Annotated in this window: 15 protein-coding genes; 6 read left to right on the top strand and 9 right to left on the bottom strand. The window is 62.1% G+C overall.

Annotation, left to right across the window (positions count from 1 at the left end; all coding sequences use genetic code 11):
• Window positions 1-11 precede the first annotated feature (11 nt).
• From metA to I3J27_RS13965, 4 genes are read right to left on the bottom strand one after another with little or no spacing between them, the layout of a single operon-like run.
• Window positions 12-1,169 (bottom strand): homoserine O-succinyltransferase MetA, encoded by a 1,158-nt coding sequence (gene metA, locus I3J27_RS13980; RefSeq protein WP_270170117.1) that lies wholly within the window; start codon window positions 1,167-1,169, stop codon window positions 12-14.
• A gap of 28 nt (window positions 1,170-1,197) precedes the next feature.
• The gene (locus I3J27_RS13975; RefSeq protein ID WP_270172750.1) at window positions 1,198-2,472 is read right to left on the bottom strand and encodes an O-acetylhomoserine aminocarboxypropyltransferase/cysteine synthase family protein; all 1,275 of its coding nucleotides are present in this window, start codon (window positions 2,470-2,472) and stop codon (window positions 1,198-1,200) included.
• A 32-nt stretch (window positions 2,473-2,504) separates the two neighbouring features.
• Window positions 2,505-3,509: an amino acid--[acyl-carrier-protein] ligase gene (locus I3J27_RS13970; protein WP_270170115.1), complete on the bottom strand. Its 1,005-nt coding sequence runs from the start codon at window positions 3,507-3,509 to the stop codon at window positions 2,505-2,507.
• 25 nt (window positions 3,510-3,534) lie between these two features.
• On the bottom strand, window positions 3,535-4,761 hold the full coding sequence (locus tag I3J27_RS13965) for an acyl-CoA dehydrogenase family protein (RefSeq protein WP_370691954.1): 1,227 nt from the start codon (window positions 4,759-4,761) through the stop codon (window positions 3,535-3,537).
• Between the two features lie 222 nt (window positions 4,762-4,983).
• Between I3J27_RS13965 and I3J27_RS13960 the strand changes: the two genes are divergently transcribed.
• Genes I3J27_RS13960 through I3J27_RS13940 form a run of 5 tightly spaced genes read left to right on the top strand, consistent with a single transcriptional unit; the run spans window position 4,984 to window position 9,581 of the window.
• Entirely contained in the window at window positions 4,984-5,253 is a 270-nt protein-coding gene (locus tag I3J27_RS13960; RefSeq protein ID WP_270170113.1) for an acyl carrier protein, read from the top strand.
• The gene (locus I3J27_RS13955; protein ID WP_370691953.1) at window positions 5,250-7,211 is read left to right on the top strand and encodes a long-chain-acyl-CoA synthetase; all 1,962 of its coding nucleotides are present in this window, start codon (window positions 5,250-5,252) and stop codon (window positions 7,209-7,211) included. The genes I3J27_RS13960 and I3J27_RS13955 overlap by 4 nt, the downstream gene beginning before the upstream one ends.
• A 34-nt stretch (window positions 7,212-7,245) precedes the next feature.
• Window positions 7,246-7,491, top strand: coding sequence for a phosphopantetheine-binding protein (locus tag I3J27_RS13950; RefSeq protein WP_270170111.1), 246 nt, complete (start codon window positions 7,246-7,248; stop codon window positions 7,489-7,491).
• A complete protein-coding gene (locus tag I3J27_RS13945) occupies window positions 7,478-8,863 on the top strand; it encodes an ANL family adenylate-forming protein (RefSeq protein WP_270170109.1) in 1,386 nt (461 codons plus the stop codon). Before I3J27_RS13950 ends, I3J27_RS13945 begins: the two co-directional genes overlap by 14 nt.
• The gene (locus tag I3J27_RS13940) at window positions 8,856-9,581 is read left to right on the top strand and encodes an SDR family NAD(P)-dependent oxidoreductase (RefSeq protein WP_270170107.1); all 726 of its coding nucleotides are present in this window, start codon (window positions 8,856-8,858) and stop codon (window positions 9,579-9,581) included. The genes I3J27_RS13945 and I3J27_RS13940 overlap by 8 nt, the downstream gene beginning before the upstream one ends.
• A 533-nt stretch (window positions 9,582-10,114) precedes the next feature.
• Here I3J27_RS13940 and I3J27_RS13935 read toward each other — a convergent pair.
• On the bottom strand, window positions 10,115-10,804 hold the full coding sequence (locus tag I3J27_RS13935) for a LuxR C-terminal-related transcriptional regulator (protein ID WP_270170101.1): 690 nt from the start codon (window positions 10,802-10,804) through the stop codon (window positions 10,115-10,117).
• 754 nt (window positions 10,805-11,558) lie between these two features.
• Here I3J27_RS13935 and I3J27_RS13930 point away from each other — a divergent pair.
• Window positions 11,559-12,461, top strand: a complete 903-nt coding sequence (locus tag I3J27_RS13930) for a LuxR C-terminal-related transcriptional regulator (RefSeq protein ID WP_270170099.1) — start codon at window positions 11,559-11,561, stop codon at window positions 12,459-12,461.
• A 55-nt stretch (window positions 12,462-12,516) separates the two neighbouring features.
• On the opposite strand, the gene I3J27_RS13925 is transcribed toward I3J27_RS13930, so the two are convergent.
• The 4 genes from I3J27_RS13925 to I3J27_RS13910 form a co-directional block, all read right to left on the bottom strand.
• Window positions 12,517-13,941: an HlyD family type I secretion periplasmic adaptor subunit gene (locus tag I3J27_RS13925; protein WP_270170096.1), complete on the bottom strand. Its 1,425-nt coding sequence runs from the start codon at window positions 13,939-13,941 to the stop codon at window positions 12,517-12,519.
• Entirely contained in the window at window positions 13,928-16,576 is a 2,649-nt protein-coding gene (locus I3J27_RS13920; RefSeq protein ID WP_270170093.1) for a type I secretion system permease/ATPase, read from the bottom strand. Before I3J27_RS13920 ends, I3J27_RS13925 begins: the two co-directional genes overlap by 14 nt.
• 108 nt (window positions 16,577-16,684) lie before the next feature.
• On the bottom strand, window positions 16,685-18,994 hold the full coding sequence (locus I3J27_RS13915) for a heparin lyase I family protein (RefSeq protein ID WP_270170091.1): 2,310 nt from the start codon (window positions 18,992-18,994) through the stop codon (window positions 16,685-16,687).
• Between the two features lie 737 nt (window positions 18,995-19,731).
• Window positions 19,732-20,517 (bottom strand): class I SAM-dependent methyltransferase, encoded by a 786-nt coding sequence (locus I3J27_RS13910; RefSeq protein ID WP_270170089.1) that lies wholly within the window; start codon window positions 20,515-20,517, stop codon window positions 19,732-19,734.
• Window positions 20,518-20,790 lie beyond the last annotated feature (273 nt).

The raw sequence follows: 20,790 nt of genomic DNA, 5'->3' as shown, positions 1-20,790 counted from the left end.
GGTCCGACCTCTCACTCGCAATATCCGAGCCGCCTCCTGGTCACCGGATTTGGCGACCGCGCCGGGCGAGCGGATCGAGCGGCAGCCACCTTGCGCGCATCGCGATGTGCCGGCGCTCCGGCCGCAGAGAGAGCCGCTTCCCGCATGCCCAACGGCTTTGAGCGTCGAGCTCGCTGCGATACCATATACAGCAGCCAATTGCGGTATATGCGCTTGGCCGGCTGATGCCAGACGTTGGTCAGGTCCTTGGCCACTTGATCGGCAGGGAAATCGGCGAAGAGTTCCGGGCGTCTGTCGGAAAGTGCTTTCTGTCGGAAAGCGATTTGCAGCTCTTCGGCCTCATTGCCGAAATAGCCGCTCGGGAGCGTCGGACAGATGTCGTTCTCTCCCCGGAGGAAACGACCCATATCTCTCCTATATTCGCCCAGCAGGCTCTGGGTTTCGTATTCCGGGTGCCCCTGGAAATGAACGAAAAGGCTCTCCTTCTGCTGCTTGACGAAGCAGTCGGCGCCAGTCTCAGCCGACCACGTGAGCACTGAATATCCGCAGCGCGCCAGATCCCCCTCCTCCACCTCGTTCCACCTGGCGTGCGGAATCTTGAAGGTCTTCGGCACATCTTGCAGCAAGGGATGATGTCTCGTCTTTGTCTGAGCGAAGACACCGAAACACTTGCTGGGCAGCTTGCGACGCGCAACGCCGTCCAGGTGCAGGACGGCCGCATGGACGGCCAGGCAGGAAAACACCGACGACACGGTATTCTCCGCGGCCCAGTCGGCGATCTCTGCGAAAGTGGCCCAATATGGCTCTTCCGTCAGGCTGGCGGCCCTGGGTTCGGCGCCGGTCACGATCACACCATCCAGGCGCCTGTTCAAGAGATCGTCGATGCCACGATAGTATCGCCGCACGTAATCGCGCCCCCATTCCGAACGGGGGGTCGCCGCCATCGTGTAGAAGTGCAGCCTGACGAAAAGTCGTCCGGCCGCCGCATTAATGAGATCGAACAGCTGGCGCTCTGTCGACATCAAGGCAGCATCCGACATGTTATTGATGACCCCGATGTCGAGGCACTCCACCCGGTTTCCCGGTGACGCCGCCGCATGGACGCCTGCACCCGGCGCTCTCGAGAAGAGGTGGTGTTCGTGCGAATCGATGTCGATTAGGACAGTCATTCCGAATGCCTTCATGTTTCACGACACATCAGTTCGCGGCACAGAGAGCCTGATCGAGATCCGCGATGATGTCGTCGATGTGCTCGATTCCGACGCTCAGCCTGATCATCTCGGGCCGCACGCCGGCCTTGTCCTGTTCGTCGGCCGACATTTGCCGGTGCGTTGTCGAGGCGGGGTGGCAGGCGAGTGTTTTCGCATCGCCGATATTGACTAGCCTTTTGCAGAGCTTCAGCGCGTCGTAGAACCGCTTGCCCGCCTCGAAGCCTCCAGCCACGCCAAAGGTCAGCAGCGAACACGCCCGGCCACCCAGATACTTCTGTGTCAGCGCGTAATACGGGCTGTCGTGAAAGCCCGCATAGTTCACCCACCCGACACGGCGGTCATCGCGCAAGAACCGCGCGACCTTCTCGCCATTTTCGACGTGCCGCTCGATGCGGAGCGCGACGGTCTCAATGCCCTGTAGCAGCAGGAAAGCGTTCATCGGCGCCAGGACGGCGCCGGTGGTCCTCTGGGAGACGGCGCGGCAACGCGCAATGTAGGCGGCGGCCCCGTATCGCTCGGTGAAGACCAGCCCATGGTACGATGTCTCCGGCTCGTTCATCATCGGGAAGCGCCGGCGATGCTTCGCCCAGGGGAACCTGCCGCCGTCGACGATAATTCCACCGAGCGTGGTGCCGTGCCCACCCATGAATTTCGTCAGCGACTCCACGACGATGTCTGCGCCGTATTCGATCGGTCGGAGCAGGATCGGTGTCGGGACCGTGTTGTCGACGATCAACGGGACGCCGTGCCTGTGCGCGACCTCGGCCATCGCTTCGATGTCGCAGACGTTTCCGGCCGGATTTCCGACGCTCTCGCAGAACACCGCCCGGGTGTCATCGTCGATCAGTCTTTCGACGCTCGCCGGCCGGTCATCTTCCGAAAACCGGACCATAATGCCCTGCCTCGGCAGGATGTGCGCGAAGAGCGTATGCGTGGTGCCGTAGAGCTGCGGGACCGAGACGATGTTGGTGCCCATCTCCGCGACATTGACCACCGCATAGTTTACCGCGGCCTGACCGCAGGCCACGCTGAGCGCCTCGATCCCCCCTTCCAGGGCGGCGACGCGCTTCTCCAGCACGGCGTTGGTCGGATTGCCGATCCGGGTGTATCGGAAGCCGTCCGCTTCGAGGTTGAAAAGCGCGGCTCCGTGGTCGGCGCTGTCGAATGCATACGAGGCCGTCTGGTAGATCGGTACGGCAACGGCTTTCGTTGCCGGATCGTTGTCGAAGCCGCCGTGGACGGCAAGAGTCTCTCTCCTCATGGAGGCTGGCCCTTCGGCTCGCCGATCCCGGGCTAGCTCCCGACTTCCTTGGCGCATCGGAACTCCTCGAATACTGACGGCGACCAGCGATCAGTCAGCGGAAAGCCCAGCAGTTCCCGCACTGCGATCGGCCACAGGGCAACGTCTTTGCCGTGGGTATGGAACATGGCGACGGCGAGACGGTCCATTCCGAAGGCCACGCAGGCGGTGTGGGCCGGCTCGGAGGCCGCATTGACGATGCCCCAGGCAGTGCCGAAATGATCCCGGTGGTAGTTGAAGCTCATGCAGGCGGTCGGTCGCTCCGCGGAGCGCAGAGGCACCAACAGCTCAAACTTCAGCGACTGCTGCTTTTGGCTCACCGCCATCATTTGACCGACCCGGCCGAAGAAGGGGTCGTTGGCATAGTCGACCTTGAAGGTCAGTCCGAGAGCCTTGGCGATCTCCTGGGCGCGTATGATCCAGCGCTCCCGGAACGCCGAGACGTGATCGGGGCTACCGATGCAGACGAATTCGCGCATCCTGAAGGACTGCAGCCGGTCGAGATGACGCGAGGGCTCGCGACGAAAACAATCGGCGGCCACGTCAAAGCTCAAGCCGCCAGCCGGCACGGGACCTCGGCTCGCCGCGATCGGATAGACCGGATAGCAGGCGGCCGGCGACAGAACGAGATCGGCCACTGACAGCGCCCCGGTCCAGTCGCCGCCGGCATCGAAGCGGCTGATCGCCGCGTCGATCTCGCTTTCCGTGCCGTGCAAGCCACAGACGCAGCCAAGAAGGTTGGGAAAGCTCTTCAGATAGCCCGACCTCTCGAGCTGAGCGCGGTTCATGACAGGCGGGAAGCGCATCACCTCAGTGTTCGGTTCGCGATTCCGCGAGATCACCGCCCCAATTCGCTCCACGACGTCTTCGTAGAGCGCGGTGCGGCCGTAGACGCCGGGAGATCCCATCTCGTGGAACAGCGCGTCGGCAAGATGGTCCAACGGATCAGCCGGAGACGGAGTGGAGTCCGCCGGTGCTTCGACAGTGGCCAGGTTCATCAGTCAATTCCTTTTGGGGAGAAATTCAATCGCGCAGGGACTCCGGGACGGCGCTCATCAGCGTGGCGGTACCGATGCTGGCGAGGATGCGGTCGTTGTTGATCATTATCGGAGCGGACAGCACGTCGCGCAGGTGGCGGCCGATACTGACGTCGGTGTCGTTGCGGTAACCGGACAGGCCGCAGGCGCGCATCGCGTGCATGACGGCGGCGACCGCGAGCTCGGAGGCCTCCACCTTTAGAAGATTGATCGAGGACTGGAAGTCGACGGACGACAGCGCGCGCTCGTCCCGTTCGCGCGCTTCGTAGAACTGGAGATTCGCGGCGATGACGGCGCGCAGTTTTGTCAGCGTCATTTTGGCGGCGGTGAAATGCGCCGCGCCGGGAGGCATATTGCCGCCCGACCCGCGAGCGGCTTTGCGGATGAAGAGCTGCGCTCGGTCTACCGCCGCAGCCGCGATCCCGGCCCAGACCGAGGACCAGCACAGGTGGGCGACGGGTGTCATTGTCTGCGCATGGATCCTTTCGTACGGCACGGGGAATATCTGGTCGACGGCGCCCCTGAAATTCAGCTTGAACCCGGCACTGCAGGTTCCACGCATGCCAAGCGTCTCCCACGCGAGAGTGGGCTCCAGCGTATAATCGTCGCGGGTGATGGCCAGCAGCACCTGATCGGATCCGGCGGAAGAGTCGGAGCGGCGGGCGACCGTGACGATGCCGTCCGCCTCGGCCCCGTACGAGATCACCGTCGCATCGCGCACGAGTGAAATCTCGGTATCAGCGCGCTCCACTGCGGCCGAGCTGAAGCGTATGTTTCCGCCGTTCTGACCTTCCGTTGTCGACGATGCCAGCAACAGCTGTTCGGCAGCCACGCGGCGCATGAGACTTTCGTGCCACCCGCTGCCCGTCCCGTGGCGGACGAGACACGCGATCTTGGTCTGATGCATCGCGAAGATCATTCCCGCGGAGGCGCAAGCGCGACCGAGCGCGTAACACATGTCTGTCACCTCGGAGATGGACGCACCGTCCCCCCCGAACTCGACCGGAATCTGAGCGCCTAGCAGTCTCTCCTTGCGCGCCGCGTCGATCGCCTTACGTGGGAAGCGCGCCTCGCGATCGACCGCCTCGGCCTCCGTCGCAGCGACCTCCGCGACATTTGTCATCCGCTGCCGGAACGAGGAACCGTCGGGAGAGAAAGTTGCTCGTCCGATGTCCGTAGCGAAGTTGCGAAGCTTGACCTCCTGCACACTCATGCGCCAACGCCTCCCATTTCATCGTTCCCAGGTCGAGAAAGATTCCGCTCAAAATCAACAGCTAGCTCACTTCGCTTGCTGCGTCGTTGGCGCAGAAGTGGGTGCCAGGGAGCTACCACTCCCGGGCGAGGTACCTCCGAAGCAGAGCTATTGAGCAGAAGAGTAGTTGGGTATCGTCGCCCCGATTGTGATCACGCCCGACCACGGCAAGGGGCCAGTGAAATGCACGACTTTGTCGTCAACGTTCAGAACCGTGTTCTATCCGTCGTCCAGAGCGTCCTCCAGCAGAACGCGATCACCGCCGATCTCCACCCGGAGTCACGCCTGGTGGATATCGGGCTGAGCTCGATCGGCATGGTCGAGCTGATGCTCAAGGTTGAAGCCGAGTTCGATCTCATCCTTCCCCACCTCGAAATCACGCCCGAAAATTTTCAATCGGTGAAGGCGATGGAGCGGATGATCCTCAACCAGCTGGGATCCGGGTCGGGATGACGTCAGTTGGAGGGAGATTCCGCTTCGACGACCAAGCGAGCCGCATCGCCAATGATTGCAAGGTCCCTCCGGCCGCAGCCTTGCAGGTCAGCAAGCAGGCGCGCGCGGATGCCGATCGCGCCCAGCCGAATGATCGCGTCATGAAACCAGCCAAGATCCCGCAGGCGACCGGACGCGGCACTCCGCAGCGCAGACGCTCCGCCGCCCAAACCTGGCTGCGAGCCATCGCACTCACCGCGCGGCTAGAAGCCCGGCCGCATCGGTTGTTCGCCGACATCGTGGAGGAATGGGCCGAGCGTCAGCCCGAACGACCTGCCTTGCTCTCGGATGGCCAATCCTTCACCTATAGCGAACTCGCCGCCCGGATCAACCGCTATGCGCGCTGGGCGCGGGGTCTCGGCCTTCATGCCGGCCGCACCGTCTGCCTTCTGATGCCGAACCGGCCGGACTACCTCGCCTGCTGGATCGGCATCAGCAGCGTCGGCGCGACAGTGGCATTGATCAATACCAGGCTGGTCGGCCGGTCCCTCGCCCACTGCATCGACATTGCGCTTGCAGATCACCTCATCCTCGCTGCCGATTGCGTCGAGGCGTTCGAGAGCGCACGTCCGCACCTGCGCCGCGTGCCGCGGAGTTGGACCGTCGGCACCCGCGACGCAAGCGGCGATCTAGATGCGGCGCTCGCCACCTTCGAGCCAAATCCGCTGCCCCCCGCCGAACGTGGCGACGTCACGATCGATCAACGCGCGCTCCTCATCTACACCTCGGGCACTACTGGGCTGCCAAAGGCCGCGAACGTCAGTCATCGCCGTATTCTCACCTGGGGCGGGTGGTTCGCCGGACTGACGGACGCATCCACCGACGATCGGATCTACGATTGCCTCCCGCTCCATCACTCGGTTGGCGGCGTCGCGGCGCCCTGCAGCATGCTTTGCGCGGGCGCTTCGGTCGCCATTGCGGAGAAATTCTCCGCCAGCAGCTTCTGGGACGACATCGCGCGCTTCGACTGTACCGTCTTCCAGTATATCGGCGAGCTGTGCCGCTATCTGCTGAAGGCGCCGTCGTCCGAACGCGATACGCAACACCGCCTGCGCCTGGCTGTCGGCAACGGATTGCGCGGCGACATCTGGGAAGAGTTCGCCAGCCGGTTCGCGATACCGCAGATCCTCGAATTCTATGCCGCAACAGAAGGTAACTTCTCGCTGTTCAACGTCGAGGGAAAGCCCGGCGCGATCGGCCGGATCCCGCCGGTGCTGGCACACCGCTTTCCCGCCTTGGTCGTCAAGGTAGATGCCGACAGCGGGAGACCGCTCCGCAGCGACACCGGGCTCTGCATCGCCTGCGGTCCTGGCGAGACTGGCGAGGCTATCGGGCGCATCGGCCGCGCCGATCGCGACGGCGCACCTTTCGAAGGGTACACGGATCCGGCCGAGACCGAGAAGAAGATTCTGCGCAACGTTTTTTCCCAGGGCGACGCGTGGTTCCGCACCGGCGATCTGATGCTGCGCGACGAGCAGGGCTATTTGCACTTCGTCGACCGCCTTGGCGACACGTACCGCTGGAAGGGCGAGAACGTCGCGACGAGCGAAGTGAACGACGCAATAAGGGACTGCCCAGGCATAGTTGACGCCTCGACCTATGGAGTTGCCGTGTCGGGGATGGATGGCCGCGCCGGCATGGCGGCCCTGGTGGTGGACCAACGTTTCGATTTCGGGATGCTCAGGGAACACCTCTCGTACCGGCTTCCACGCTACGCAGTTCCAACTTTCGTCAGATTGTGCCGGGCGCTCGATGTGACCGACACTTTCAAGCAGCAGAAGCAGCGGCTGATCCGCGAGGGATTTGATCCTTCGGTGGTGGACGATCCGCTGTTCCTGCGTGATCCGGCGACCGGCGACTATCGTTCGATCGACCGGGTGGTCTACGCGCGCATCGTTGCGGGCGAAATCAGGCTTTAGCATCGGCTCGAAAAGCCGAGATGTGAGGTGCACCATGTCGGTCAAGTCGAAGATTTTCTCCGCGATAAAGCAGATCGCAGAAGAACAGAGGATCACGCTGCCGCCTCTCGATGACGACCTGCCGCTGAACGATACCGGGTTCGATTCGCTGGCATTCGCAATCCTGGTTGCGCGGCTGGAAGACGAACTCGGCGTCGATCCCTTCACTGTCGCCGAGGACGCAGCCTTCCCGTCAACCTTCGGCGAGTTTGTCAGAGCCTACGAGAATGTCCCCGCCTGACAGCGTTGCGCTGCGCGAGTATCTCGGCCCGGGATTGAAAGACCGAACGATTTCCGGTGCCCGGCATAGCGTCTCGTTCACCGACATTGCCCAGCACAGCTGCCTGACTGAGAGATCCTGCGAGCTCTCCGGCCGCTCGGTGCTGCTGGCGACGTCCGGACAGTTGCTGTCCGCACTGGCAATGATCGAGCTCGACGGCGTCGTCCGTCGCCTTCTTCTAAGTCCGCCCGACCTCGATTGGGATCGCCTGCAGGATCTGCTCGAGCAGGCCGATATCGACGCCATCGTCACCGATCGGCCGTTACCCCCAAGTCATGCGGGCAAGTACTTTGTTGTCGGCGTCGACCTGCCTCAACGGAAGTCCACGGGATCGAAGGTCGATCGCGCGACCGAGTGGCTGATGCTGACCTCGGGAACGTCCGGGCTGCCGAAGATCGTCCGACATACGTTCGATGGGCTTGCCGGCGCGATCATCGCCGAGGGGCCTGCGCGCTACCGGAACGCGACCTGGGGGACGTTCTACGATATCCGCCGCTACGGCGGCCTGCATATTTTCCTGCGAGCCGTCATCGGCGGCGGATCGATGGTGCTTTCGGAGCCCGGGGAAGCCGTTGCGGCCTACGTGGCGCGGCTGCGCGCAGGCGGCGTCACCCACATCTCCGGGACGCCGTCTCATTGGCGCAGGCTCCTGATGAGCGGTGCGTCCGCCGACTTCTCGCCGGACTACGTCCGCCTGTCGGGTGAAATCGCCGACCAGGCCCTGCTGGACGGCCTTGCCAGGGCATTTCCGCACGCGTCAATCGGGCACGCCTATGCTTCGACCGAAGCCGGCGTCGGTTTCAGCGTGGACGACGGGCGCGAGGGTTTTCCTGCCCACCTGATCGGGCAAGACCACGCCGGCGTCGAGATGAAGGTGGTCGACGGCTCGCTGCGGATCCGTTCCCGTCGCACCGCGCGCGCCTATGTCGGCGCCGAGGCGCCGCCCCTCGCCGACGCCGAAGGGTTCGTCGATACGGGCGATATGGTCGAGCGGCGCGGCGAACGATACCACTTTGTCGGCCGACGAGGCGGCATCATCAACATCGGCGGGTTGAAGGTGCATCCGGAGGAGGTGGAGGCCGTGATCAACCGGCATGTCTGCGTCCGGATGTCGCGCGCGCGATCGCGCAGGAGCCCGATCACCGGCGCCATCGTGGTCGCCGACGTCATCCTCGCCGACGGCACCGATGCGGCGCGCCACGAGACGATCCGCGCGGAGATTCTCGGCCAGTGCAAGAACCGCCTGGCCGCATGGAAGGTGCCAGCGGTGATCCGCTTCGTCGAGAGGCTCGACCTCACGGCAGCGGGAAAGCTGGTGCGCACCGATGCGTAACGTCCTCGTCACCGGCGGCAGCCGCGGCATCGGTCTTGCCATTGCGCGCAGGCTTGCGGCATCCGGCGACTACAATGTGGTCGCGGTCGCGCGCCGCGAGAGCGAAGAGCTTGCAGCTGCAGCTGGCGAAACACAACGGCATCTGCATTTCCGCGCCTGCGATCTTGGGGCCACAGAAACGATCCCGGCCTTCGCAAAATCGGTGCGCAACGAGTTCGGCGCGATCTACGGCCTCGTCCACAATGCTGGGATCGGTACCGACGGGCTGCTGGCCACCATGCACAATTCCGAAATCGAGTCCTTAATTCGGTTGAACGTGCTGTCGCCGATCATCCTGACCAAATACGTTGCACGCCATATGATGGCCGACGGCGCGGGACGGATCGTCAACATTTCCTCCATCGTCGCCTCGACGGGCTACAGCGGCCTGTCCGTGTATGCCGCGTCCAAGGCCGCCCTTGCCGGCTTCACGCGTTCGCTGGCCCGAGAAGTCGGCAGGGTCGGCATCACCGTGAACGCGATCGCGCCCGGCTTCATCGACACAGAATTGACCAGATCCCTGGACGAAGAAGGCCGTCGACGCATCGCTCGCCGCAGCGCATTGCGGCACCTTCCCGAAGCTGGCGACGTCGCTTCCATGGTCGAATATCTTCTCGGTGAAGGTGGCAGGAACATCACCGGCACCGTGGTGACGGTCGACGCCGGCAGCACCGCCTGACCGGGAGAATTGGGGCGTCCGCACCGCGGACGACCTCCCCGGTCGGCTCAAACGCTCTCGATGTCGAGACCTCCAATCTTGATCGCGCCGCTCCCTCGGTAAAGCCGGCTCCAGATGTCCATGTTCTCGACGGCTCGGTGAAACTCAAGGGACATCACGATGGGTTCCGCCCTCTCGCTTTCAGCTCAACCACAGAGCTCCAGTCCTTGGCAGGCCGACGACGGAGAAACGGCCCTGACCGCTTGGGGGCGGGGCAGAAAGGGCCAGGGCCGCCACTCCAGACGTACCGACATCCAGTCAGTACATCTTTTCACCTCTGCCATCGCATCTGGATGTCGATCTGTTGCCCGCGACTGCGTTTTTACCTGACAACGGGCACGCTGTGATCGACCGAGAGCTGCAGAGGACGAACAATTGCACGTCTCTGCCGCGACCCTGGCTGCGATTTTGGATCAACTTCGGTCCTGACGGACTACCCCATTTGGCTTCCCGGACACAACGCCGACGAAAAATGGTGGCGCGTGACGACGCTCTCAGGGCTCGCCGCTGGTCGGACTCAATCCGGGATGTGCCTTCTCCCGCGCAGCGGTCGCGCGATCATGTTGCGAGATGGCAAGGGCCGCAAGAACGGTACGATTGCTGATTTCAAGCTTTTGAAAGATGTTGTGAAGATGCACCTTGATCGTGCCATCGGTAATATTCAACCGGCGCCCGATTTCCTTATTCGACAATCCTTCGGAAACCAGGCGCATGATCTGGCGCTCGCGTTCCGTCAGCGCCGTCAGCCCGCTCTCCGAGATCGCGCCCTGCTCGTGCGACGCGATCGACTCGGACGGAGCCGACGGAAGCACGTTCTGACTATTGACGATGTGCCGCAACGACTGCACCAGCGCCTCGGGATCGGTATCTCTCAGGATGATGCTGCAGGTTGCGGGCGTCGCCGCGAGCACCACCTCGCAATCTTCACTCGCGACGAAAAACACCAGATGCGTCGCCCGCTTTTCCGAATTGATTGTCAAAAGGATTCTCGCGGCGGCGAGCTCAGGCATCGCGGGATCGGCGATCACGATATCGGGCGCCAGGCTGCGGATCGCTTCGATGCAGCTGGCTGCGTCGCTACAAGACGCAACGACGTTGAAATCCGTTGTGGCACCGAGCACGTTGCTCAGTCCCTGCAAAACGACCGGATACCGGTCCGCAATGACTACACTGGCACGTCGCATTCGGCGCTCCTCAGCGTGTCGTCTCCCAAAACATAAACTCCGCACACCCTTCCGCTATTGCATCTACCCTTGGTAGACTCATCCGAAATTTCCATTAACGCAAGCAGTGCCGATGTCGCAGCGCGAAACTAGAGTTAACTGGCGCCCTGCTCTGCTCGCTTCCCGACTATCATCGACAAATTGCGCCTCGAATGCCCGTAAGAACACGGCGATCAGACTGCGGTGAGGCTGGCCTTCGCGGCTATCAGCTCCCGACAACGGCGCGATTTCCGAACGGCGCATACCTTCGACATTTCCGCAACGTGCAATATGCGCCGCGCCGTTAACTCGCTCGCAGACTGAGCTCGCGCAGACGTAGCATCGAGCAAAAAACGCAACCAAAAACCTTTTCAATGTTGAATGAACATCGTCATCTAATTCGCGCAGAGGCTGCGCCAGAAGGCTTTTTCTGCACCGTAGCCGCCTGGATATCCGCAGGCCCACGTCTATAACCAACGATATATAGGGCAATCTCAAATTCGCATCTAACATTCATAAAAGATTAAGCAAGATGGATTGTTCGAAATCCACAACTGAGATCAGGCAGAACAAAAGGAGGATCACGATCGGGGTAACTCGATATTTCTGAAGACCAGAAGCCGAGGAAGAACGACCAAACCAACAAGGGTTCGTTCGTCCGACAAGAAAACTGAGACCAAATTGAGTTCAACCGCCCATCGCTGTTGTGTCATTGCGTAGTAGGCTGGAGGATAAAATGAGGAGGCGGCAGTCTTGCGAGACCGTTCTTATTGGAAAGAACGTTTTGATTAGAGAAGGCATTGCTAAAATTCTGGACGCGGCAAATTTTCATATCCCCGTCTCAACGTCAAGTGCCGAGGAATTGCCGAGTTCGCTTCGAGCAGAGAAGTTGATGTTCCTCATCGTCCATACGGGCGAAGGCTTCAATCACGCGATATCGCAAATTGGAATTGTGAAGGATCGTCATCCGGACGCACGCATCGCGATCGTCTCGGACAATTATCGACCGGTCGACCTCGCCTCCGCATTTCGCGCCGGCGCCAACGGCTATTTCGTCAACGTCAATTCTTGCGACGCCTTCATCAAATCGGTCGAATTGGTGACGATGGGCGAGACGGTCTTCCCGCCTGCATTCCTGTCCTTCGCCCTCGATGCCAATCGCGAACGCGAACACGAAACGGCGGAGCCCGGCGAATGCGAACAAGCCATTCTCGCCCCGGCCGACGAGTCGATCCTGCCGCAACTCTCTCCGCGAGAGAAGGCAATCCTATCCTGCCTCATCGAAGGTGACTCCAACAAGTGCGTTGCCAGAAAGATCAATATCGCCGAGGCCACCGTGAAGGTTCACGTCAAGGCGATTCTGCGCAAGATCCGGGTCCAGAACCGGACACAAGCAGCGATCTGGGGAATGAACCATGGGTCACTGATGCGGTCGACAAGCGGCCGCGTCACCCCGGCCGTTGATGCTGCCAGAGGGACCGCCAAGCCGATCGAGGTGATCTCCGAAATGCAGCAGCTCAACGAGCCGGCCCCGTTGGTCCCCCCCGACTCTCGTCACGTCGTGGTCCCCGCAATCGACGGCCTGCTCCGCAAGGGCGTCGACCGAGGGGCTCGCGCCGCAGTACGGCTCTACAAGTAGGCGCAGGGACACGGAAACGGCTGCCATCGCGCGAATGGCGACGGCAGCCGGCCCTTTATCGCTCTCGCAGCGATTCCTGCTTGTACCTCGCCAGCGGCGAGAGAAGATAGCTGATGATCGTGCGCGCGCCGGTCTTGATCTCGACCGTCACCGCCATACCGGGACCGAGCTTGACGAGCTTGTCCTCCACCTGCATGTGCGTGCGGTCGAGTGAAATCCGCGTCGCATACTCCAGCTCCTGGCCTTTCGGCTCGCTGCTGCCTTGCACCGCGCCCGCCGCGCGGTCGTTCAGTCCGCTCTGCCTGTCCCGCGTGATGGCGTCGGTCGACACGCTGAGCACGTCCCCATGCAGGAGCCCATAGCGCGTGAAGTTGAACGTATCAATCTTGATCTCGGCCTTCTGTCCGGGATGGACGAAGCCGATATCGCGGTTGGAGAGCATGGCCTCGATCTCGAGCTGGCTCTCGCTTGGAACCACGATGGCGAGCGCCTGCGCCGGCGTCACCACGCCTCCCACCGTGTGAACGGCGAGTTGCTGAACGACGCCGTCGACCGGCGCAGTTAACTGCTGAAGCTTCGTGCGCCGATCCGCCTTGACCACTTCCTGCGCCGCGCTCGCTGCCTTCTGCTCGGCTTTCGCGAGTGCGTCATAGGTAGCACGCCGATACTCCGCGGCAGTCCTTTCCTTCGTTTCTTTCAGCAGGGCGATGGCGGCGTCGGCTTCGCCGAGCCGGCTCTGCTGGAGGACCAGATCCTGCTGAAGGCCGACCAGCTCCTGATACTCGGACAGATAGACAACCCGAGAGGCCAGGGCCTTGTCGACCAGAGTCTTGCGAATGTCGACCCGCTCCTGGAGCACCGGTATCGTCGCCTGGAGCTTCGCCACGCTCGCCGATGTGGTCGCCCGTTCCGCTTCCTTCTGACCTTGCTGGCGCTCGATCTCGGCGAGCTTGGCGCTCTGCTCGGCGCGCTGGCTGATCAGAAACTGGCGATGCATCTCGATCTCCGCGGCGCTTGCGCCCTGCGGTGATCGGAAGGAGGTAAGCGGATCGCTGGTGAGCGCTGCTCGCAGCCGCGCGACGTCGAGTTCGGCCGCAACGAGATCGCTTCTCTGGCGCTCCTGATCGGCTTCCGTCATCGTCGGATCGAGTTCGATCAGAACGTCGCCGGCCTTGACACTCTGTCCATCACGTACGTGAATGGCGCGAACAACGCCTGTCTCGAACGGCTGGATCAGCTTGGTGCGTCCGCCGGGCACGATCTTGCCCGTCGCAGTCGCGACGATGTCGACGCTGCCCAATGATGCCCACAACAGCGCGACGCAAAAGACCGCGATGATGCTCGCCCCGATCGCACGACCGACAGGCGAGGGCGGCGATTCGGTGATCTCGAGTGCCGCCGGCAGAAACGCAATCTCTTGCTCGCGCCGTCGGACCTCGGCTCTCGGAAACGGAACGATATTGCGGCTAGCGGACGTCATGGATACCGGCCTGCAGATAGTGGAGATTTGCGTAGCGTCCGTTCGAGCGAAGGAGTTCATCATGGCTGCCGTCTTCGACGATGCGGCCATGCTCGAGCGTGATGATCCGGTTTGCATTGCGTACGGTAGAGAGCCGATGAGCGATGACGATGACGGTCCGGCCGGCAGAAATCCTTTTCATGTTCTGCTGGATGGCGCGTTCGCTTTCGTAATCGAGCGCGCTGGTCGCCTCGTCGAGGATAAGGATGCGGGGGTTGGTAATGAGTGCGCGTGCGATCGCGACACGCTGGCGCTGCCCGCCGGATAAACTACTGCCGCGCTCGCCCACGATGGTGTCATAGCCTTCGGGCAGCTCCAAGATGAAGTCGTGAGCGCCGGCGAGCGATGCCGCCTCGATGACGCGCTCCATGGGCATGGCCGGGTCGGCGAGTGCAATGTTCTCACGGATCGAGCGATTGAAGAGCACGTTTTCCTGCAAAACCACGCCGATTTGGCGCCGAAGCCAGGTCAGGTCGACCGTCGCGAGGTCGACGCCGTCGACCAGCACGCGTCCGCTCTCCGGCACGTAGAGACGCTGGATCAGCTTGCCGATGGTGCTCTTGCCCGAGCCTGAAGAACCAACGATACCGATGACCTGGCCGGGCTCGATGCCGAATGACACATCGTGCAGCACCTCGGGGCCGTCGACGCGGTAGCGGAAGGTCGCGTGCTCGAATACGACCTTGCCGCGGATCGCCGGCAGCGCGGCGCGGGCCGAACTGAAGCTTGGTTCCGGGATGGTGTTGAGAATGTCGCCGAGACGATCGACCGACAGCCGGGCCTGATGGAAATCCTGCCACATCTGCGCGAGCCGTAGCACCGGCATGCTTACCCGCCCCGCCAGCATGTTGAACGCGACCAGCTCTCCGACGGTCAGGTCGCCGCCGATCACGAACTTGGCGCCGAAGTAAAGCGTTGCGGCCGTGACCAGCTTGTTGATCATCTGGACCGCTTGGCTCGCCGTGTTGTTCAGGCTGAGTACGCGGAAACTCGCGCCCACATAACCGGCGAGTTGCTCCTCCCAGCGGCGTTGCATTTGAGGCTCGACTGCCATCGCCTTCAGCGTCTCGACTCCCGTGACGCTTTCGACCAGGAAGGCCTGGTTCTCCGAGCCGCGATTGAACTTCTCATCGAGTCGCCGGCGAAACAGCGGCGCGGCGCCGGCGGAAATTCCGATGTAGAACGGGAACGACGCCAGAACGATCCAGGTCAACGCGGTCGAATAGTAGAACATGACCGCCAGGAAGACGACAGTGAACAAAAGATCGACGACGAGGGTGAGCGCCGAGCTCGTCAGGAACTGGCGGATGTTCTCGAGCTCGCGAACGCGTGCGACCGAATCGCCGACGCGGCGTGTCTGGAAATATGCGATCGGCAACGCCATCAGGTGACGAAACAGCCGGGCGCCGAGCTCGACGTCGATGCGGTTTGTCGTGTGCGCGAACAGATGGACGCGCAACGTGCCGAGAACGGTCTCGAACAAGGTCAACGCGACGAGGCCCGCGACCAGGACGTCGAGCGTGCTGATGCTCCGATGCACGAGCACCTTGTCGATGACGACTTGGAAGAACAGCGGGGCGACGAGGGCAAAGACCTGAAGGAAGAACGACGCGATCAGCACCTCGCCGAGAAGACGGCGATATTTGTGGACCGCACCGAGAAACCAGCCGATATCGAATCGCCTGGACAGATCCGTCAGAGCCGCACGCCGGGTCATCAGGATGATGTCGCCATCCCAGACGGCCTCGAGTTCGGCCTGCGTCATGGATTCGGGTCGGGACGACAATGGGCGTTGAACGAGAAGCCTGTCGTCGACAACCTTGCCCAGGATCAGGTAGCTGCCGTCGCGCAGCGCGGCGATTGCCGGCAACGGCGTGACGGCAAGCCTGTTCCAGCTTGACCGCTGTGCCCGCGCCTTGAGGCCGAACTCCCTGGTACAGCGCAGGATTTCAGTCACACCGATGCGCGAGGTGCCCATGCGATGGCGAATTTGCTCTGGGTCAGCGGCAATGCCATGGCAACGCAGCAATATCGCCATCGCAATGAGCCCCGACTCATCGCCAACCGCGGGCTCAGGAGCCGGCTCCTGGTCGGGTATATCGCGACGTTCAGCGGACCGTGCAGACGCCAGAGCATCGCCGGCGAGCGCAACCAGATCACGCCCGCGCGCAATTAGACCGGCAAAGGCCTGCTGCGCCCGATCGGCGAGGCCTTGAGATCCGGCCAGGAGCAAGCGGCCGTCCCAGATTTGTTCAAATTCCGCACGCGGCATCAGCTTCGGATGTGACGAGGTCGGATGCAGCACAAGCGCGGCGTCGTCGTCGACCTTCCCGAGCAGCAAGAAGCCGCCATCACGCAGCGCTGCGATTCCGGGCAGGCCGATGCCTGCGAGTTGTTTCCAATGTGTCGTGCACGAACCGACCTTCAGTCCGAAATCGCGGGCGCAGCGAAGCATCGCACGGATGCCGATTGCACTCTCCCCGCAACGGATGCGGAGCTGGTCGGGCTCGGCGTTCACGCCATGAAGGCGCAGGAACAGAGCAAGGGACCGAAGCCCGAGATCTGCGGCATGGGCATTTCCATTCTGGATCGCCATTTATTACTCAACCCTTCGCGGCTACCGGCCGCGTACGATGTTCCTTCTCATCATTCCCAGACATTGACGGCGCCGCACCCAGGCGTTGAGCCTGGGTGCGGCTCGGCCTTAGTGTTGCGGACGGGCCAGCAACGAGTCGGTCCCCAAACCGGTCGCGTGCGAGAGAGCCGCCACGATCTGACCGGGGTCCACATGGCCGGTGTGAGCGGCCAAGTACTGGTTCAGCAGCGCAAAGCTCTGACTTGCGAACGACGCCATCGTGGTGCCGGTTGCAGCCGGATGAAACGCCGGAATGGTCGGATGGGCAGCGGTCGTTGCCAGGGTGCTGGCGGCCGGGTCAAAGTGCTGCTGGAGCAGCGCAAAGCCCTGGTTTGCCAAGGACCCCGTGCTTGCAGAGGCCGTGTGCTGATGATCCGTGGACTCGGTCGTGTGCGAGGTCGTCGGGGCCGCGGCCGTCGTGGTGGCAACAGGCTGATGATCCGTCGCGGTGTGGTGGTGGTGCGACGACGTCGTCGTGGTCGTGGTCGTCGTTGGTCGAGGATCCACCACGGTGATGGTCTGTGGCGAAGCCGTCGCAACCGCACCAGTGGTCGGATCCTTCGCACTTGCAGTCAGCGTGAGCGTTGCGGTCGGATGGCCGCCGCCACGATAGTACGAGTGCAGTTCCAGTCCGCTGTCGACCTGCGCAGCCGTGAGGGTGATGTTATTTCCACGGAACGTTTGACCGTCGAGCTTGTCGGTGATGGTCTCATACCTCGGCAACCCCGTGATGTTTACGGTCACGTGATCGTTGGAGTCGGTCGTGGTCACCTTGGTGCCCAGGTCGACGGAGCCGCCTCTTCCGGCCACCCAGAGCGAGTGATCCGCGACGGTGAGGACCGGCTTGGTCGCTGACGGCGTCGTTGGTGCCGTCGGCGTGGTCGGCGTCGTTGGGGAGGTCGGCGTCGTCGATGCCGTCGAAACCGCCAGGCCGGAGAAAGTCTTCACCGCAGCCGACAGGTTCGCCGCAATACCGCTCGCGTCTTTGATGGCCGTACCGCTCGGCAGATTCACGCCGGTGATGGCGAGCGCCGAGGTGCTGGTGTCGGTCGACGCGACAGTCGTTTTGAAGGTGAGCGTACCCGTGCCCGACCCGCCGACATAGGTGGCCTTGCCGCCGTCATTGAGCGACAGCGTGGGCGTGCCTGTTACCGTCACGGCCTCGTTGAAGGCGAGCGACAGCGTGATCGTGTCCCCGACGTGCTCGGTACCCGTTCCCGGAGTGGCCGTGGCCTGCGTCACCGCCGGTGAGATCGGATCGATCTGGAGACCGGTGAACGTCTTCACCGCGCCCGACAGGTTCGCCGCGAGACCGGAGGCGTCCTTGATGCTCGCACCGCTCGGAAGATTGACGCCGGTGATGGCGAGCGCCGAAGTGTTGGTGTCGGTCGATGCAACCGTGGTGTGGAAGGTAAGCGTACCCGTGCCGGAACCACCGACATAGGTGGCGGTATTGCCGTCGTTGAGCTTCAGTGTGGGCGTGCCCGTGACGGTCACAGCCTCGCTAAAGCCGAGCGTCAATGTGATGGTATCGCCGGCATGCTCGATACCTGTCCCCGGTGAAGCGGAGGCTTGGGTCACTGTCGGCGCGACGTTTGGCGGGGTGGTTGGCGTTGTGGGCGAGCCGCCCACACCCGTCCAGCCGATCGCCTGCGATCCGGTGACCATCGTCAGACTGCGAAAGTCGGCGGTTACGCTCTCGGTAGGACCTGCATTCCGATAGAGGCCTTCTTCCCAATAGGTCTGCGAGCCATAGCCCAGCGGGCCGGAATAGTTCACGACCTGCTTGCCGTCGACCGCCAGCTTGAGATAGCCGCCGCCGCTGTTCGAGACGTTGGCCTGGATGTTGATGTCGTAATAATGCCCCGGAACAATCGGGTTCGGGTCGGTCCATAGAACCTGATAATGCAGATCGGGGGAGCCCTGGGCGGGATTCCCGCCAGGCAGGACATAGAGCGCGACAAGCTGCAGATGGTCGCCGTTGAGCTGAACTGCGAATGGCGGCGAGGTTCCAGCCACAGTGCCGCCATCATGCATTTCTGCGGTAACAAAGAACCATGCGTTGTTGACGAATGTGTTGTTTGGCCCGTTGGGCTGTACCGCGAACTGGTAGTCGATGGCGATGGGAGTCCCCGGGGGAATGTATTGGGTGGTCGTGCTTCCGGCCGTACCCGCCCACATGATTTCAGAGCGATCAACACTTGATCCGTCAAACCAGGCGTGATCGCCAGGTTGAATTGAAAATTGCAAGGTCTGCGGATCGGGATTGGTCAGGCTGTAGCTCTTGCCCGGCGTCTGAACGTAGTAGCGGTCGCCCCCAATGGTCAGGTACGTTTGCGGCGTTGCCGAAAATGACGTGATCGTGCCGGTAGTATCCAATTCAGGCTCCTTCGAATTACTGCTTCTGGTTGGCGTTGACGAGCATTCCAGTGCCGCGCATCACGATGGCGCGCAACATACCGCTGCTCGCAGAGACTGGCTTCGCGAGCACATTTCAACGCATCGCAGCCTCGGACTGCGAGCGGATTTCAAAGCATCGGGAACTGGCCCCCCCGAGTGCTGGCTTGGGGGGTTAATAAGCAAAAGTGGCGAAAAAACTTTCAAAGTATGATTTATACCAACGTATGAACTGGTTTCGTTTACGTTGATCTTGCGGATCCTCAAAATCCGGACTGCGCGACCAGTCCCCAATAATCCGCCTCATAGCCATCCGCTCTTTCGCAGAAAGAGGTCGTCTCCGCCGGAAAGTTTAGTCACGCGATGCGCGCTGGGATCGCGTTGGAGCCCCAAACGAAACAGGGAGGCAACGCGGCTTCATCGCTCATGAGGTCGCTCGGTTTATTGCTTGCTAAAGTTCTGAGCCGTGGCAGCAAGGAGAATTCGACTTGAGCCGCTGATGGGCCTCTCAACCTGGGCCGGACGAAGCGCAGGAAGCGCTTCAGACTGGAGCCAACATCTCGATCTTCTGCCGTTCGCGCCGCGACTTCATAGAAATCCGACCTGGCGATAAGGCGGTGTCGTCCGATCATTGACGAGAGGGCCGGCAAGCGTGACGGCGCTGTCCCGCGCGATCAACCGACGCTTGGTAGATATGACCCGGCGCTAGAGCCTGCAAATCAGGCGAGAAGGGCAGCGCTGACCTGCAGGTCCGCCCGCGCGCGAAGAGCCGGTTTACGGATGATAAAGATGATGTCGTTGTAATCGGAGCTCAGGCGGCCGAGGGACAGGACCTGAAGCGCCTTCTTGTAGGCTTCCACCAGCTTCAGCTTGGGGCTGTTGTTGTTCAGGCCGTGGCTGCTAGGCATCCCGTATTCGGCGGCCAGGACCAGTCCGTTCTCTTCGCAGAACGTCCGAATGCCTTCGCGCGACACTACTTGGTCATAGGTAACCTTGTAGGGGCCGTAGCCTGGCTTGCCGGCGTTCTTCCATCCGAGGATCAACCGATAGAAGAGCACGTGAATCCAGTGCGGCGTCATCCTGGCGGTGAAACCGTACGCCGAATAAGGGTCGGGGATCATGATGATGATCAGCCCGCCCGGTTTCGTCCATCTGTTGAAGTTCTCCAGGACCTGCTGTGCCCCAGGCACGTGCTCCAGCACGAAGGAGTTGAAGATAACGTCGAAGGTCCGCTGGCCAAAATCGGCCGTGCGCAGATCCCCGACGATGCCTTCGTGGAGGTCCTTCGTTTCGTCGCGCCGGATGCGAAGGGCTTCGGGGTCAAGGTCGATCCCGGTCAGCACATAGCCGCCATCCCCGATGTCGAGATCCCACTTCTGGCCGCAGCCAGCTTCGAGGATCTCAAGAACCTTGCCATGATCCTTGATCGAGCGAATCTCGCGGGACATCACCTCCATCGCGTGATCCCAACCGTTCGTCAGCGGAATCCGGGTTCGTGCTTTCATCGACTGGCTCCTTAGCGCAGGCTGACTTCCCGTCCGGCCGGCCTCTCCGATGCAGCGCACTCAGCAGGGGGCGTTCAGCCCGGGCGACCTGGGCGACGGTGTGCGAAAGGTCCAACGTAACGTGGTTATCCGCACGTATCCTACGGTCTAATTCGCCTCAGGTGCCCGCCCTTTCGGATTACCCCGCGGGCTTCCATTGGATTTCGCGTTATCATCGACCCAATCGACCAGCGAAACCGAGGCTCTTTGTGCAGACATCCATGATGCATCGGA

The sequence above is a fragment of the Bradyrhizobium xenonodulans genome (genome assembly GCF_027594865.1).
GTDB classification, from domain to species: domain Bacteria; phylum Pseudomonadota; class Alphaproteobacteria; order Rhizobiales; family Xanthobacteraceae; genus Bradyrhizobium; species Bradyrhizobium xenonodulans.
This window is presented reverse-complemented; position numbering and strand designations above follow the sequence as displayed.

Coding starts and splice junctions, on each gene's coding strand:
- I3J27_RS13910 (WP_270170089.1), bottom strand. CDS start 20,517: ATGAAAGCACGAACCCGGATTCCGCTGACGAACGGTTGGGATCACGCG.
- I3J27_RS13945 (WP_270170109.1), top strand. CDS start 7,478: ATGTCCCCGCCTGACAGCGTTGCGCTGCGCGAGTATCTCGGCCCGGGA.
- I3J27_RS13925 (WP_270170096.1), bottom strand. CDS start 13,941: ATGACGTCCGCTAGCCGCAATATCGTTCCGTTTCCGAGAGCCGAGGTC.
- I3J27_RS13950 (WP_270170111.1), top strand. CDS start 7,246: ATGTCGGTCAAGTCGAAGATTTTCTCCGCGATAAAGCAGATCGCAGAA.
- I3J27_RS13920 (WP_270170093.1), bottom strand. CDS start 16,576: ATGGCGATCCAGAATGGAAATGCCCATGCCGCAGATCTCGGGCTTCGG.
- I3J27_RS13965 (WP_370691954.1), bottom strand. CDS start 4,761: ATGAGTGTGCAGGAGGTCAAGCTTCGCAACTTCGCTACGGACATCGGA.
- I3J27_RS13940 (WP_270170107.1), top strand. CDS start 8,856: ATGCGTAACGTCCTCGTCACCGGCGGCAGCCGCGGCATCGGTCTTGCC.
- I3J27_RS13975 (WP_270172750.1), bottom strand. CDS start 2,472: ATGAGGAGAGAGACTCTTGCCGTCCACGGCGGCTTCGACAACGATCCG.
- I3J27_RS13970 (WP_270170115.1), bottom strand. CDS start 3,509: ATGAACCTGGCCACTGTCGAAGCACCGGCGGACTCCACTCCGTCTCCG.
- I3J27_RS13935 (WP_270170101.1), bottom strand. CDS start 10,804: ATGCGACGTGCCAGTGTAGTCATTGCGGACCGGTATCCGGTCGTTTTG.
- metA (WP_270170117.1), bottom strand. CDS start 1,169: ATGACTGTCCTAATCGACATCGATTCGCACGAACACCACCTCTTCTCG.
- I3J27_RS13955 (WP_370691953.1), top strand. CDS start 5,250: ATGACGTCAGTTGGAGGGAGATTCCGCTTCGACGACCAAGCGAGCCGC.
- I3J27_RS13930 (WP_270170099.1), top strand. CDS start 11,559: ATGAGGAGGCGGCAGTCTTGCGAGACCGTTCTTATTGGAAAGAACGTT.
- I3J27_RS13960 (WP_270170113.1), top strand. CDS start 4,984: ATGCACGACTTTGTCGTCAACGTTCAGAACCGTGTTCTATCCGTCGTC.